The organism is Niastella caeni, assembly GCF_004834005.1.
Taxonomy (GTDB): domain Bacteria; phylum Bacteroidota; class Bacteroidia; order Chitinophagales; family Chitinophagaceae; genus Niastella; species Niastella caeni.
The window spans coordinates 142,291-157,255 of sequence record NZ_STFF01000004.1 but is presented as its reverse complement, the minus strand read 5'-3'; the positions used below and the strand labels follow the sequence as shown (position 1 = coordinate 157,255).

The window sequence follows — 14,965 nt, the reverse complement described above, 5'->3', positions numbered from 1 at the left end:
ATACCGGGTTCCCGTACGTGTTTTTTCTTAGCCAGATTTAAGTAAACCCTGCATAAGAGCAATTAACGGATAACAGAAACCGTTTACAGGTAGATCCCTGGCTATCTTTGCCGTTTTTTAGGCTTAAACCTTAGATTACCAATATGATCAGAACCGGTGTTGTTAAAGTTGCCCTTATCGATAACCATTCCATAATGCGTGAATGCATTCACAACTTTTTATCCGAATTCGGTTACTCCATTTCACTTCAGGCAAACGACGGCAGGGAATTGATCAGTCAATTGTCGAAGGACAATGTACCTGATATTTGTTTGCTGGAATTCAATGCGCGGAAGAAGGCGGGGTATGAGACTATTAAAATGTTGAAGACAAACTGGCCGCAGATGAAAATTGCGATCTACTCCATGCAGGCAGGACCCGTAGAAAATAAAACACAGGTATCCGGTGCAGATATGGTCATATCTTATCAGACTTCTCTCACTGAGCTAAAAAATACACTCGAACAATTGCTAAAACAGCAACCTGTTTTAGCTGAATAAACAAACAGTGTCATCACCTGTTTGGGTATACCATTTTCATTACGAAACTGGTTAGTCCGTATACTTTTTTTAAAAAAAGGGTACGGATTAATACAAATCAGGGAACCAGTGTAATTAAAAACGGGATTTCACATTGTGAAAAGGGATTAGGGACAGAAATAATACAAATTCCGAAGGGGAGAACATGGCTGATCTTATGATAGCCGAGTTAATCGGTATCCCGTACTGCTAATCATTCTCAACCCAAATAAGATCATTCATAAGAGAGTTAACGAATGGCTTTATCAGGACTATGGATTATATAGCTGGTTTTTCAAAAATCATTTTAGCGTAAGGATATTCGCTGCATTAGGGGGTACTCGTAAGTTACGATTTTTTTTAATATTCGTAAAAAATAACCTGTTATTTAGTGTTGCCGTTAGTGGCTTTTGACTTTAGTCAACTGCGATTACATATAGCCTTATAATAAAACCCCATCCATCACACTTTTTTTACACTCAGGAATAGTTTTTACAGGCGAATTGCATATTTAATAAATATAAGTATGTACTGATGAACGTTGTCCATTAATTATTTCTGCATGCAACTATTGATTACGCCCAAAGAGTTGAGGTTATAACAGGTATACCACGTTCAAGTTTTATACTTTTATTTCGGATAATCCATACCTATGAATAAACAATTTTACGCGTATAAACTCCTGCTTATACCATTGCTGCTGGTGTTTGGTGTTGTATGTAAAGTAGAAGCACAAACGTTGAACCTCAGCAAGTCAGTTGAAAATATTACAAATGGTGGCGACGGCACTACCGCTTCACAACAGGATGTGCTTCAATATACTATTATTATTAACAACCTGTCGGCATCGAATATTACCAATGCCACGCTGATCGATAATATACCGGCAGGCGTATCGTACGTTGCGGGTTCTACCACATTGAATGGCCTAGCGGTAGCAGATGTGGCGGGCGTTATGCCTTATGCCATAACCGGAGGGCTGATCAATTCTCCATTATATGCTGCGGGGGTACTGGCGCCCAATGTTAGCGCTACCATTACCTTCCGCGTTACCGTTACCGCCAACGGCGGTAATGTTACTAATAATGCCACCTTACAGGGCCTATATAATTCAATTGGCTTTGCGCAAAGCACCAATACCGTATTTACCAACCTGACGGCAGATGCCAGTTGCTCGGTTATTTACGAGTGTACGGCCATAACCCCGCCCGGTTCACCGGCCGATCCATTATATTACCGCTTTATTAAAGAGCTGAATAAAACCAACGGTCAGGGTGGTAGCATTTTATTCGATGGAGAAAACGGGCCCTGTTATGATGCGGTGAGCGGTGTTCCACTTGCTGCCGGCAGTTTGATGGATTATGTGGCCGCCATTGCGTACGATAAAAATTCAAACCGTATTTACTTTGTTAATAATTACGCTACCAATCCGGCGCAGGACCTTTGTTATATTGATATGAACGCTTCGCCGGTTTGCGCCCGGAAGTTTACCGGTTATCCACTTGAACCCAATACTACCTATAACATAAACCGAATGGCTTTTGCATCAGACGGGTACGGCTATGCTGTTACTTCCCGCGCAGAGGACCTGATTCGCTTTTCTATCAACCAGGTCACGGGTCTTCCGGTGATCACCCAATTAGGACCACTGATCAATGATGTTATCAATGGCGCCAATGATATTTTAACTGAGACTGGTGGCGATCTTTTTGGCGATGGCTCCGGTAAACTATACCTGATCGTTAATTCCAGCAAGCTGTACAAGATCAATCCTGCTACCCGGGTCACTACTTTTTTAGGAAGTATCAATCCATCACCAACCAGTAGTTCCAATTCTATTGCCATTGATGCAGCAGGGAATGTTTACATCGGCGGTTCATACCAGAATGTTTATAAGATCAACCTCGCCACCATGGAGGCTACATCACTTACAGGCGGTTCTACCACCAATGTGTGGACCAGCGGAGACTATACCAGTTGTGGTTTCCCGGTGCTTTCGCCTGCATTAATAGCCAATAAATCGTATGCAAATACGCGCGGCCTTCCGTTTGTAGTAGGAGGGGATACGGTTGAATATACCATTCAGGTAACCAATACTGGTAACATCAATGCGCCTGGCGTAAAATTGTACGATTCTGTTCCCTCTTCTACCATATACGTTCCCAATTCAACCACATTAAATGGTGTTACTGTGCCGGATGTTGCCGGCGTAATGCCCTTTGCGGTTGCAGGTGGCCGGTTCATCAATTCTCCCGGCGAACAAAGCGGTATAGTTAAACCGGGCGCTGCCAATAAAGCGGTGATGAAATTCAGGGCAGTCACTGATCCTAACATGTATGTATGTAACCAATCGAGAATTACATTACTCGATGCAGATGGTAATACGATCTTCGTTAATTCAGATGACACTACCCAGTCGGGCAGCCAGAACTCGACCTGTTTCCTTACCGATGGCGTATTGCCTTTAAACAGCCTGAAATTCAGAGGCAGTATCAATAACACCCAATCTGTTTTGCAATGGTCATTAAGGGAGGAAACCAATGTTGCCTGGTATGAAATTGAATATGCCGACCAGCCATTGCATTTTATAACAGCCGGTAAACTGGTTACCCATCATGCCGTCAATGCCATTAATAACTACCAGTTTATTGACAATGCAAATACAACTGGCGCTATGCGGTTCTACCGGTTAAAGATCGTACAGAAAGGTGGCAGCTATTCGTACTCGGGAATTATTTTCCTCAGTGTAAAAGGCCTGGGCATGCAGGTGTATCCGAATCCGTTCAGCAAAGAAATTAATGTGCAGCTGCAGCTAAAGACAGCAGACAATATAAAATTCAGGTTACTTGATTTTTATGGAAGAGAAGTAGTTGTTGCTACAGAAAAATTAACCGCCGGTTATCATTCTGTTAGCCTGGCTGTGCCAGCCGGCTGTACTACCGGCATGTATGTGTTGGAAGTGTTAGCAGGGAATGGTCAGTTGTTCCAGCAAAAATTGTTAAAACGATAGGCCTGTAAAAAAGTGAACCATCCGCCCTAATCAGCAGATGGCCCACCAGGGTACCCGTCAATAAGTTTAAGAAAAGGCATCCTGGTCCCGATAGCTACCGGTACGGATGCCTTTTATTCGAATAGGCGATGAACTGCAATTTCAATTGGCAATTGGCAAGGGTTGCCGATCTTCGGGCTTCCCAATAATTCGCAAACTTTTGTCTATTACTTATTGTCAATTGCCTATTGCATATTGACTACAGGTATGCCTAAATACGCTTCAGTATAATAAACACCCGATTTATATAGCTGTTCTTTTTGTTGCTGGGTGAGGCCGAAATCAGTGGCTGCTATGCCGAAATCATCGATTTTGATCGTTCTCTTTTCCATCGATTCATTTTCCTCGAAATCAATATCCTGCGAATCGAGCAGGGTTTCAAATAATACCTTGCAATACTCAATGGGTTGATCGAAATCGAGCGCATTAGGTTTTTTATTACCGTTACGGTCGTACAAATAAAGGCCCAGGGTTTGGGGGTTATCAGGATTTTGAGGCGTATCGAATACCGTAAGCGGATAATTCAATACAACCCCGCCATCCACATAAATATGATCATCGGGCAGGTTATTGCTGAATTTCCAGGCTTTAAAGAACATGGGGATCGACATGGAAGCTCTTACAGCTTCGGCAATGGGCACATTCGGGGTATCGAGATGGGAGAATTGTTTAATGCTGTATAAGTTCAGGTCGGTGGCAAACACAAATAAACCGATCCCATTTTGATTGTACAGATCGGCAAAAGTAGCATTGGGCCCCTTGCTGGCTTTATCAGCGATCATTTTTTGGATCCATACCAAAAACGTATTGCCTTTATACAGCCCGTATTCTGTGGGCAACCGAAGCGGGTCCCAGCCATCTTCAAATTGCTTGAAATCCATGCTCATGATAATCGACTTGATCTCGGGCGCTGTATAGCCGAGGGCTACCAATGTAGCCGTAATTGCACCAGCCGAGGTGCCAGCCACCTGTTTTATTTGAGGCATAATACCGCAATCGGTTAAAACCTGCAGCGCACCGGCATAAGCAATACCTTTTACGCCGCCACCTTCAAATACGAGATTGGTGTAGTTGTAAGACATCTGTTACATTTTAATAGTTAATGAGTAAAGAGCAGTGTTGTGTTCAGGTCTTTAGCAGGATTGTTTTCGAAGGTAAACTGGATAGGAGCGTTCTATTTTTGCAAAGGTGGGGTATTTCCCGGTTATACAAAAGAGTTAAACGCCGGCTCCTTATCGTGACTAACCGCTAGAACAATTTTGCTGACATGGTTTAGGTTTGAGGGTTTGTAATTATCTAAATAAATTGATGAATATCATTTAATGTTGGTGTTGTAAAAAAAGCAGCCCTGCGGAAACCACTGAACATTTAGGATGAAATGCAGGGCTGCGCCTCCCGTTTTTAACCTCTGCCATCGTTCGATTAACCTCTGGAAAAACTCCTTTCGAACCATGGTACTATGACGAACTGTGTACTTGCTATTGTTAGTCAATTGCCCAGGCCATCCATTTAACATGCAAGGCCGGATTATCCAAACGCATAAAGGATTTGATCGCTTTATACATTTTGCGGCTATATTTTGAAGTTACAATAAAAATAAACAAATCAGGCATACATCAGACACCTATTTATTTCGTATATATATACGGTTAATAGTTAGTATTGAATGGGCGAGTAGCGAGTAGGAAGTGGCGAGTAGGAATAATGTATGCAGCATGTAACTGTATTTGGTATTGCTTTCGGCTTACAGCTTATGCTTTCGGCTGTATTTTGCGTGCAGCGTGCAGCAAACATAGCCTACTAGCCACTTACTACTTACCACTAGCTCAGTCTTTCTATTTTCTTCTGAATAACCTGTTTATCGGTAATTGTCTTAGCCAATGTGAGGGCTTTTTCAAAATGCAGGCGGGCTTTACCGTTATCGATGCCGGTGTATAGTTCACCCAGGAGGGTAAAATAAAAATGATTGCCGGAGAGGTTGAGTTTTTCCGCTTCTATGATCGCTTCCTGCTTGCCATTCGCTTTGGATAAAGCGTAAGTGCGGTTAAGGGCGGCAATAGGGGAGTATTCAATTTGTAATAATTGATTATACAGTTGTAAAATAGCTTCCCATTTTTCATGGGTATCGTCCTTCCGGGTATTCCAATAGGCAATGGCCGCTTCCAGGTGGTACCGGGATAGCTGGTTGCCGCTGGCAGAACAATTGAGAAAATAACCGCCTTTGCTTATCAGGTCGGCGTCCCACAGGCTGGTGTCCTGTTCTTCATACAGGACCAGATCACCATTCTTATTTATGCGTGCTTCAAACCGGGAAGCGTGAAAACACATGAGCGACAACAAGGCATTGGCAGCAGGTTTGTTGGTGAATTTATTTTCAACCAGCATATAACAGAGCCGCATAGCCTCAAAACACAATTCCTTCCGCAACGTTTTATTATTGGTGATGGAATAGTAACCTTCATTGAACAACAGGTAAATGGTGGCCAGAACGGTGGCCAGTCGTTCATCGATTGCTGCGCGATCAGGTAATGCGATGGGGATATTTTCTTCCCTGAGTTTTTCTTTTGCCCGGTACAGTCGCTTGTTGATGGTTTCTTTGTTGGTTAGAAAAGCATCGGCAATTTCCTCGATACCGAAACCACAAAGAATGCGAAGCGATAACCCGATTTGCGATTCTGGCGCAATTGCGGGATGGCAGATGGCAAACATCATTTGCAACTGGCTGTCGTTGATGTTTTTGGGCGACAGGTCGATCTCATAATCAGTGACAGTGGAAGCGTTTTCAGTGGTGGCTGTATCAGGAACAACCTTATTATGAAAGGTGGCCTGGCGTTGCAGGAAATTTTTCGCTTTGTTTTTGGCCACAGCGTACAACCAGGCAATGGGATTTTGAGGAATGCCTTGCAGTGGCCAGATCTGGGCGGCGGTCATAAAGGTGTCGCTGGCAATATCTTCTGCAGTTTCTATTTCATCAAATCCAAAACGTTTGCACAACACAGCAATGATCTTCCTGTATTCCGTTCTGAATAAATGCGGTATTAATTCCTGTTGCTGCATAATAGATGATAACACAAACGTCAAAATGGGTCATGCTGTGCGCAGACCCATTTGACTCATTTTAATGGCCGTACTTTTATTACATCGCCGCTATTTCTCTCACTTCAACATTGCCGCCCACTTTAAATACGGGACACCCCTTCGCAATTTCAACGGCTGCCTCGTACGATTCTGCCTTGATCACAGAATAGCCGCCAATCGATTCCTTTATTTCTGCGTATGGACCGTTGGTGACGGTATTGTCGTTCCTGACCACTTTTCCGGAAAAATCGAGCCGGTTACCGCGGTCGGTCAATTTGTTTTGTGCGGCAATACTGCCGAACCAATCCATCCAGCGTTTGCTCATAGCCTGCATTTCTTCAGGGGTACGGTTGGGTAAAAAACTGTAATCGGTACGATATACCAATAAATAATCCTTCATAGTTTTTAATTAAGAGTTTATGATTTTTTTAATGAACGCCATCGTGTTTGGCAATCTTTCTAACTTCCACACTATTTCCTTCTCCCTGTAATATGGGGCAACCTTTGGCAAATTCAACCGCTTCATCAAAGGAGCCGGCCTTTACCATAATGTATCCACCAATAGTTTCCTTGATCTCGCCAAACGGGCCATCTGTAACCACCCCGTGCGACCATACCACCTGGCTGCCTTCAAAAGGCAAACCGTTACCGCCGATGAATTTGCCTTTGGCAGAAATGCCGGCAATCCAGTCCATGGTCTGTTTCATCCAAATTTGGATTTGCTCAGGCGAGGCGACCTTATTTCCATCTTCGTGGCGGAAGATCAGCATGTAATCATCCATAATTTTAGGTTTTAAAGTTATTACAATTGGTAATTAATATAAATATTATACCCTTATAACAAATGGACGAACACTAATTGGACATCCCGGTAAAAATATTTTTTCTGTTTGAATTTGTGCATAGAGCCACAAGCAGAAAATTTGTTCCAGGTTCCTGGTTGCAGGTTACAGGGGCAGCTAACAGCTTCAACATTAATCTGAAACTAAAAACAGGTAACAGGAAATCCCGACTTCTTTGAACAAACCCAGGAACATAAAAACCAGTAACCTGTAACCGGTTTCCCCGCCACTCATGTATTCTAATTTTTCTTTCGGTTAATATGACGTAACTTTTAAGACACCAAAAAAACTAAGCTATGAGAAAAGCAGCGTTAACCGGCCTGGTATTCGTTGCCTGTGGGATTGCAACGAATGCCCAACTCTCCGTTACTCCCAGAGTAGGTATTGAAAAAGCTTCTACCTGTGTACAGTACAACAACACTTCCTGTATTTCGCCCTTAAGTTCAAATTATTCTCCGCAAGTAGGGTTCCGGATGGATTACCTCATCAACAAAACACATGGACCGTTTGCAGGCGTAGCAACCAACCGGTCCCTGGTCACCTATGCATTCACCAATCCTGAAACGGGCGATAAAGAATTTTCCGCCTCGCAGGGCGACTGGAAACTTAGGTTGGAAGCCGGTTACCAGGTAAGCAGCAAACCTATTGCACTGGGAAAAGCTTCGAAACAATCATCAACCATAGCACCGGTTGCAGCTTCAAGTCCCTGCGCCGCCCGGAAGATGATGCTGGCCAACGCCGCCGCTGCCAAAAAACCGGTCATGAACCTGCGCATACAACCTTATGCCGGTATGGCGTTCATTCCCAATCCTGCAACAGCCATCAGCAGTGCTTTTCAATCGAATGAAACAGTTTATCAGTACAGTGCCGGTAACTGGACATCCGCCTTCATCAGTGGAGTTAACTTCGCTTTTGCCAAAGGAAATGCCAGCAAGTTTGTTGTGGGTGTGCAATACCTCAAAGGCATTGGCAACATGAATACCGAAACACTGACCACTCCGGTAGAAAACAAACAACTAAATACGCAATTGTCGTCATCTGCTTCTGCCTGGAATATTTCGATCGGCATGCCGCTCACATTTAGCAAAAACAAATCAACTGCGGTACAATCAAAAGCAGCACCTAAAAAAGTAGAACCTGCTAAAGTGGAACCAGCCAAAGCAGAGCCTGTTAAGGTTGCGCCAGCAGTGGCGCCGGAAAAGAAGAAGTCATGTGGCTATTATAAGAGTAAGTGTTTGCGTTGGTAGGGATTGTCGTGAAACGGCAAACGTGAAACGGCAATATTGCAAATTGTTTATAGGTCTTGTTTCAGCATGCATCTGTATTTGCTTGCAGTTTGCAGCGTGCAGCTTATATCTGTTTTCACTTTCTCTTCCACCCAATCAACACCACACCAATGATCACCAGCAAAGTACCAGCTATTTGAGCGGGGAAGATCTTTTCGCCTAAAACAAAATGCGCCTGAATGATCGTGGAGACCGGACCAATAGCCGATATAATAGCCACATTGTTGGAGCCGATGCGTTTCATGCCGTTCGACAACAAAAACGTGGGCAGCACGGTGGCCACAACCGCCAGCAAAATGCCATACCAGATGTGCGTACCGGCTTCCTTCAATAGCTGCCAACTGCCGCCGCCAAAAGCAAAATGAGCAAAAACCCCGGCCGTGGAAGATAACATGGCATAAGCGGTAAAACGGGTAACGCCTACCGTTGGTATCATGCGGCCACTGCCCACAATGTAAATGCTATACGTGATAGAACATAAAAAGATGAGGAAACTGCCCCAGATAAAATGCGGATTGCCCATATCACCGATGTGTAGTTCGCCGAAGTAAGCGATGGCAATACCGGTATAGGTAAGCAACAGGGCAACTTTTTGCGTGCGAACAACAGGCTGTTTAAAAACAAAGGCATTGATAAAGACCGCGAAAGTAGGATAGAGGAAAAGAATTAACCGTTCCAGTCCGGCAGTAACATATTGCAGTCCTATAAAATCGAACAAACTACTGAGGTAATAACCAAAAACACCCAGGCCCACAACGCCCATCCACTGGCGGGCGGTAAGCGGGGTTAAATTTTCCTGGCGGGCAAACCATATAGCGCCCAAATAAAAGGGAAGCGAAAAGGTCATGCGCAGCATAAGCAGGGTAAGGGCGTCCATAGAGGTATTGGCAAAAGCTACCTTTACAATAATAGCTTTTGTTGAAAACAGGATGGAGCCTACAATAGTGATCAAAAAACCCGCCCAGGTAACCGGTTGATTAATTTTCATTCTGCGTTATTATAAACTGCTTCAGCGTGCAAATTACGTTCATTCGCTCAGGGAATTATATAATTTTTTATACTGCTTCTTACTGAATACGGGTTAAAAATTGTTTTGATACATGAATGATTCTGCCTAGGAACTAATATTAGTTAACATTTAAGGATACTCGAAATAACGTAATAAAATACAGAATGCCTAACGTAAATCTTTACTCATTAATAAACTGGTATAAAAAACAGAAAACCTTGTGGTATTTGCAGAACTTTGCAAAAGCCACAAGGTTTTTTATAAAGAATTACCTAAAACTGTTTTCTAAACAGATACATTAAAATCTCTCAGCGCATCATTCAAACTTGTTTTCAGGTCAGTGCTGGGTTTACGCTGACCGATGATGAGCGCGCAGCTTACATGATATTCTCCGGCAGGGAACTTTTTAGCATAGGTACCAGGTATAACCACGCTGCGTGCAGGCACCCGTCCTTTGTATTCAACCGGCGTATTGCCACTAACATCAATGATCTTGGTACTTTGGGTTAATACCACGTTGGCGCCCAGTACGGCTTCTTTTTCAACTACTACGCCTTCAACCACAATACACCGGCTGCCAACAAAACAACCATCTTCAATTATAACAGGACTGGCCTGTAAAGGCTCCAGCACGCCACCAATTCCTACACCGCCGCTCAAATGCACGCCTTTACCAATTTGCGCACAGCTACCAACGGTTGCCCAGGTGTCAACCATAGTGCCTTCATCAACATACGCGCCGATATTTACATACGAGGGCATCAGGACCACGTTTTTGGCAACATAAGCCCCGTAACGCGCGACAGCATGGGGAACAGCGCGTACGCCCAATTCTTTATAATTTTTCTTGAGCAGCATTTTGTCGTAAAACTCAAACGGCTCCAGGTTCCAGGTTTGCATGGGCTGAATGCCGAAATACATCAGAATAGCCTGTTTTACCCATTCATTCACCGTCCATTTGCCATCACCGGGCGAGGCAACGCGCAAACGGCCTTTATCAACTTCTTCAATAACAGCTTTTACCGCATCGGTATATTTTTTTTCTTTTAATAACTCGCGGTTATTCCAGGCTTCGAGTATCAGATCTTGCATTTCTTAATTTTTTTGCAAACATACAGTACAGATCATAAATCTTTTATAAAAACATGGCTGGTTTTGACCTGGACCTTATAAATAAGGCAAATGAGGGTAAAAGCTATAATATTACAACGGTTTTGACCGCTTTAAACCTTTTACTATTTTTAGCGCTTTCTTATCGTAAAACTATGCGTAAAATTCCCTGTGCCTGGCTGCTGATCTTTCTTCTTTTATTTTCAAACTGTTTATTGGCCCAGAACAAGCTGTTTGTAGAATGCCGGGCGAACCGGTGAGCTCGATCAATGAAAAGATTGAGCGGTATACAGCCAACCTGAAAATACCATCGGAACTGGAAAATATCTTTGTAACCAACGGGCAATACTATTACGCCTATTACGACAAAGAGGAACGCAGGATGGAGGTATTAAAATTTTGACGCTACATTTGCACCATGGATTTTTCACACGATGTTGATCATTGTTTAAAAGTTTTACAGGGCGGGGGATTGATCCTTTACCCAACCGACACTATCTGGGGCATCGGCTGCGACGCCACCAATGCTGCGGCCGTTAACCGGATATTCAATCTGAAACAACGGCCCGGGGCAAAAAGCATGATCATTTTGCTTGCCGATGAAAAAGAGCTGATGCAGTATGTAGCGCATATCGATCTGCAGGTATTTGACTACCTCGCAAAAGCCAAAAAACCTACCACTGTCATTTATGAAGGCGCCATTGGACTGGCCGACAATGTGATCAATTCTGATGGAACGGTAGCCATTCGCATTGTAAAAGATCCCTTCTGCAAGCATTTGATCAAGCGGTTTCGCAAACCAATTGTTTCCACGTCGGCGAACCTGTCGGGCGACCCGGCGCCGGCCTCTTTTGGCGATATCATGCCGGCGATCTGGCAGGGCGTGGATTATATTGTTCAACACCGGCAAAAAGACACAACACCGCATGCCCCTTCTTCTATTATTAAATGGAATAGGGATGGAAGTGTCACTGTAATTAGAGAATAACAGTTTATGGTTTGTGGTTTATAGTTTGTTGTTCTTTAGAGGGTAGTTCAAAATTATTTTTTGAATCTCAAAGCGCGACAGCAACCACAAACAACAAACCACAAACAACAAACCAACTAATGAAATTTCTCATCATACAAACTGCCTTTATTGGAGATGTAGTACTGGCCACGGGCATCGTGGAAAAATTGCACCGGCATTTTCCTGAAGCGCAAATTGATTTTCTGGTTAGAAAAGGAAATGAAGGCTTGCTACATAACCATCCATACCTGCATGAAGTACTGATCTGGGAAAAAAAGAAAGGCAAGCTGAAAAATTTATGGAAGCTCATACGCCAGATCCGTAAACGCCGGTACGACAAGGTAATTAATGTACAGCGGTTTACCGCCACCGGTATACTCACAGCGTTTTCCGGTGCCGGCCAAAAAATAGGGTTCGATAAAAACCCTTTAAGCTGGCTGTTCGATAAAAAAATAAAACATGTTATCAGCGATGTCAATCATCCCATTCACGAAGTTGACCGCAATAACGATCTGGTCCGTGATTTTACCAATGACGAGGTAATAAAGCCGCACCTGTATCCTTCGAAGCAGGACGCAGCAGCTGTGCAGGTATATAAAAAACATCCCTATATCACCATTTCACCGGCATCGGTTTGGTTTACCAAACAATTCCCAAAAGATAAATGGATCAGTTTTGCCAAACAGGTACCAGCCAATTATACCATTTATCTGCTGGGGGCGCCCGGCGATGTAGCACTGGCCGAAGCCATCCGTACAGCGGATCTACCCGCTACCGTGGTAAACCTGTGTGGCAAACTTTCTTTTTTACAATCGGCAGCGCTGATGAAGGATGCGGCCATGAATTACGTAAACGATTCGGCGCCCATGCATTTTGCGTCCTCGGTTAATGCACCGGTAACTGCGGTCTATTGTTCAACCCTGCCTTCGTTCGGGTTTGGGCCTTTATCTGATAAACGGTTTATTGTAGAGGTCCAGGCGCCGCTTTCCTGCCGTCCTTGTGGACTGCACGGCAAGGCTGCCTGTCCGTTGGGTCATTTTAAATGTGCATATGAAATTGGGGATGCTCAATTGCTGGAGACGTTGAATTCCTGATTGTTTGATGGTTCGCTGGTTTGATGGTTATGCGCCCGCATTAATTGAACAGCCTGAGTAATGAGTAACCCAACAATCAAACAATCCACCAATCAAACCATTCTGAATTTAGTACATTTGTGACAATGGATATTAAGTGCAACGATAAAGAGTTATTCGTTTTTAAAAAGATAGCGCATGCTGCGGAAGAACTGGGCGTACCGGCGTATGTGATTGGAGGTTTTGTGCGCGATAAATTACTGGGCCGCCCTACCAAAGACGCCGATATTGTTTGTGTGGGCGATGGCATTCAACTGGCCCATAAAGTAGCAGAACGGTTTCAACCCAAACCGGCTGTTTCTTTCTTTAAAAACTTCGGCACAGCACAAATAAAACTAAGACATTTCTACGAAGAAGATCATAAGCATCTTACAGTTGAACATAATGACCAGGAAGAGAAAGAGGATCCTGACTTTCCCTTCACCGGAGAAGATAAGGATGATCTTGATTTCCCCTCCAACCCTGATGGCCGGGAGGGCAGGGGGGAGGCTTCCACACTTGAAATAGAATTTGTTGGCGCACGTAAAGAAAGTTACCGCTATCACAGCCGCAACCCCGAAGTAGTGCCGGGTACGTTGAAAGACGACCAGGACAGAAGGGATTTTACCATCAATGCCATGGCCATTTCTTTGAACCCGGAAGATTATGGCAAACTCATAGATCCGTTTAATGGTTTGCTCGACCTGGAAAGAAAGATCATACAAACACCACTCGATCCCGGCCAAACATTCAGCGATGATCCATTACGTATGATGCGGGCCGTTCGTTTTGCAGCTCAATTGAACTTTACCATTGCACCGGCTACTTTTCAAAGCATCAAAGACCATGCAGAACGCATTAGGATAATTTCGCAGGAACGTATTACTGATGAACTGAACAAAATATTATTAAGCGCCAAACCATCTGTGGGGTTCGACCTGTTGTATCAAAGCGGTTTGTTGCATATTATTTTTCCTCAACTAATTGACCTGGCCGGCGCCGAATACATCGATGGCATGGGCCATAAAGATAATTTTTATCATACTTTACAGGTTGTTGATAATATTGCAAAAAACACCAATGACCTGTGGCTGCGCTGGGCAGCATTGCTGCACGATATTGGTAAACCGGCTACAAAGAAATTTGAACGCGGTCATGGTTTTACATTCCATGGTCATGAAGTAGTAGGCGGACGCATGGTGCCCCGCATATTTGCCAAATTGAAATTGCCGCAAAATGAAAAATTGCGTTTTGTACGCAAACTCGTAGAACTGCACCTGCGACCAATTAGTCTTACCAAAGAAAATATCACCGATTCCGCCATCCGCAGATTATTGTTCGATGCCGGCGACGATATCGATGCGCTGATGTTGCTGTGTGAAGCCGACATTACTTCGAAGAACAAACAAAAAGTGATCCGCTATCTCGAAAATTTTGAACTGGTTCGACACCGGTTAAAAGAAGTAGAGGAGAAGGACAAGATCCGCAACTGGCAACCACCCATTACCGGTGAAATAATTATGGATATATTTGGCCTTTCGCCTTGTAAAATAGTGGGAGATCTGAAAAATACCATCCGCGAAGCCATTTTGGATGGAGAAATTGATAATACCTACGACGCTGCATACGATTTTATGATGAAAAAAGCAACAGAAATGGGGCTCCAGATTGTCAATAAAAAAGCTGCCGGAAACTGATCTGGGAATAGCCTGTATTTTCGGTAATTTCTCATCTTTATTATGTTTTTATTTGCATAAATCAATATCACTGTGTACGTTCTAACATTTTGTTACTATGTAAATGCAACTTAAATTGCATACTTTGATAGTTGGGGAATTGTCTTATTTTTGACGTTGAGGTGAGTGATAGGGAGCAACTGGCAAAAGGTATAATGGCTGGCACGATTATAGAGA

General features: G+C 43.6%; 13 protein-coding genes. 7 read left to right on the top strand and 6 right to left on the bottom strand.

Annotated elements, in window-relative coordinates; all coding sequences use genetic code 11:
* The first annotated feature begins 143 nt into the window (after window positions 1–143).
* Both FAM09_RS15545 and FAM09_RS15540 read left to right on the top strand, forming a co-directional pair.
* The gene (locus FAM09_RS15545) at window positions 144–539 is read left to right on the top strand and encodes a response regulator (protein ID WP_136578053.1); all 396 of its coding nucleotides are present in this window, start codon (window positions 144–146) and stop codon (window positions 537–539) included.
* A gap of 670 nt (window positions 540–1,209) precedes the next feature.
* A complete protein-coding gene (locus FAM09_RS15540; protein ID WP_136578052.1) occupies window positions 1,210–3,567 on the top strand; it encodes a T9SS type A sorting domain-containing protein in 2,358 nt (785 codons plus the stop codon).
* A 224-nt stretch (window positions 3,568–3,791) separates the two neighbouring features.
* Here FAM09_RS15540 and FAM09_RS15535 read toward each other — a convergent pair whose 3' ends face one another.
* From FAM09_RS15535 to FAM09_RS15520, 4 genes are all read right to left on the bottom strand, one after another.
* Window positions 3,792–4,688 carry a patatin-like phospholipase family protein gene (locus FAM09_RS15535; protein WP_136578051.1) on the bottom strand — a complete coding sequence of 299 codons (897 nt, stop codon included), beginning with the start codon at window positions 4,686–4,688 and terminating at the stop codon, window positions 3,792–3,794.
* 739 nt (window positions 4,689–5,427) lie between these two features.
* Complete coding sequence (locus tag FAM09_RS15530; RefSeq protein ID WP_243751683.1) at window positions 5,428–6,678, bottom strand: RNA polymerase sigma factor; 1,251 nt, start codon at window positions 6,676–6,678, stop codon at window positions 5,428–5,430.
* A gap of 64 nt (window positions 6,679–6,742) precedes the next feature.
* Window positions 6,743–7,084: a YciI family protein gene (locus tag FAM09_RS15525; RefSeq protein ID WP_136578049.1), complete on the bottom strand. Its 342-nt coding sequence runs from the start codon at window positions 7,082–7,084 to the stop codon at window positions 6,743–6,745.
* A gap of 28 nt (window positions 7,085–7,112) precedes the next feature.
* The gene (locus FAM09_RS15520) at window positions 7,113–7,466 is read right to left on the bottom strand and encodes a YciI family protein (protein ID WP_136578048.1); all 354 of its coding nucleotides are present in this window, start codon (window positions 7,464–7,466) and stop codon (window positions 7,113–7,115) included.
* Window positions 7,467–7,822: 356 nt separating this feature from the next.
* On the opposite strand from FAM09_RS15520, the gene FAM09_RS15515 reads away from it, so the two are divergent.
* Window positions 7,823–8,773: a hypothetical protein gene (locus FAM09_RS15515; RefSeq protein ID WP_136578047.1), complete on the top strand. Its 951-nt coding sequence runs from the start codon at window positions 7,823–7,825 to the stop codon at window positions 8,771–8,773.
* Between the two features lie 115 nt (window positions 8,774–8,888).
* On the opposite strand, the gene FAM09_RS15510 is transcribed toward FAM09_RS15515, so the two are convergent.
* Window positions 8,889–9,800: a DMT family transporter gene (locus tag FAM09_RS15510; protein ID WP_136578046.1), complete on the bottom strand. Its 912-nt coding sequence runs from the start codon at window positions 9,798–9,800 to the stop codon at window positions 8,889–8,891.
* A 306-nt stretch (window positions 9,801–10,106) separates the two neighbouring features.
* Entirely contained in the window at window positions 10,107–10,913 is an 807-nt protein-coding gene (locus FAM09_RS15505; protein ID WP_136578045.1) for a 2,3,4,5-tetrahydropyridine-2,6-dicarboxylate N-succinyltransferase, read from the bottom strand.
* Between the two features lie 259 nt (window positions 10,914–11,172).
* Here FAM09_RS15505 and FAM09_RS30695 point away from each other — a divergent pair, with 259 nt between their 5' ends.
* The 4 genes from FAM09_RS30695 to FAM09_RS15490 all read left to right on the top strand — a co-directional run bounded on the left by FAM09_RS30695 (window position 11,173) and on the right by FAM09_RS15490 (window position 14,749).
* On the top strand, window positions 11,173–11,334 hold the full coding sequence (locus tag FAM09_RS30695) for a hypothetical protein (RefSeq protein ID WP_153825453.1): 162 nt from the start codon (window positions 11,173–11,175) through the stop codon (window positions 11,332–11,334).
* Window positions 11,335–11,349: 15 nt separating this feature from the next.
* On the top strand, window positions 11,350–11,919 hold the full coding sequence (locus FAM09_RS15500; RefSeq protein WP_136578044.1) for an L-threonylcarbamoyladenylate synthase: 570 nt from the start codon (window positions 11,350–11,352) through the stop codon (window positions 11,917–11,919).
* A 119-nt stretch (window positions 11,920–12,038) separates the two neighbouring features.
* Window positions 12,039–13,034 (top strand): glycosyltransferase family 9 protein, encoded by a 996-nt coding sequence (locus tag FAM09_RS15495; RefSeq protein ID WP_136578043.1) that lies wholly within the window; start codon window positions 12,039–12,041, stop codon window positions 13,032–13,034.
* Between the two features lie 125 nt (window positions 13,035–13,159).
* A complete protein-coding gene (locus tag FAM09_RS15490; protein WP_136578042.1) occupies window positions 13,160–14,749 on the top strand; it encodes a CCA tRNA nucleotidyltransferase in 1,590 nt (529 codons plus the stop codon).
* The last annotated feature ends 216 nt before the right edge of the window (window positions 14,750–14,965 follow it).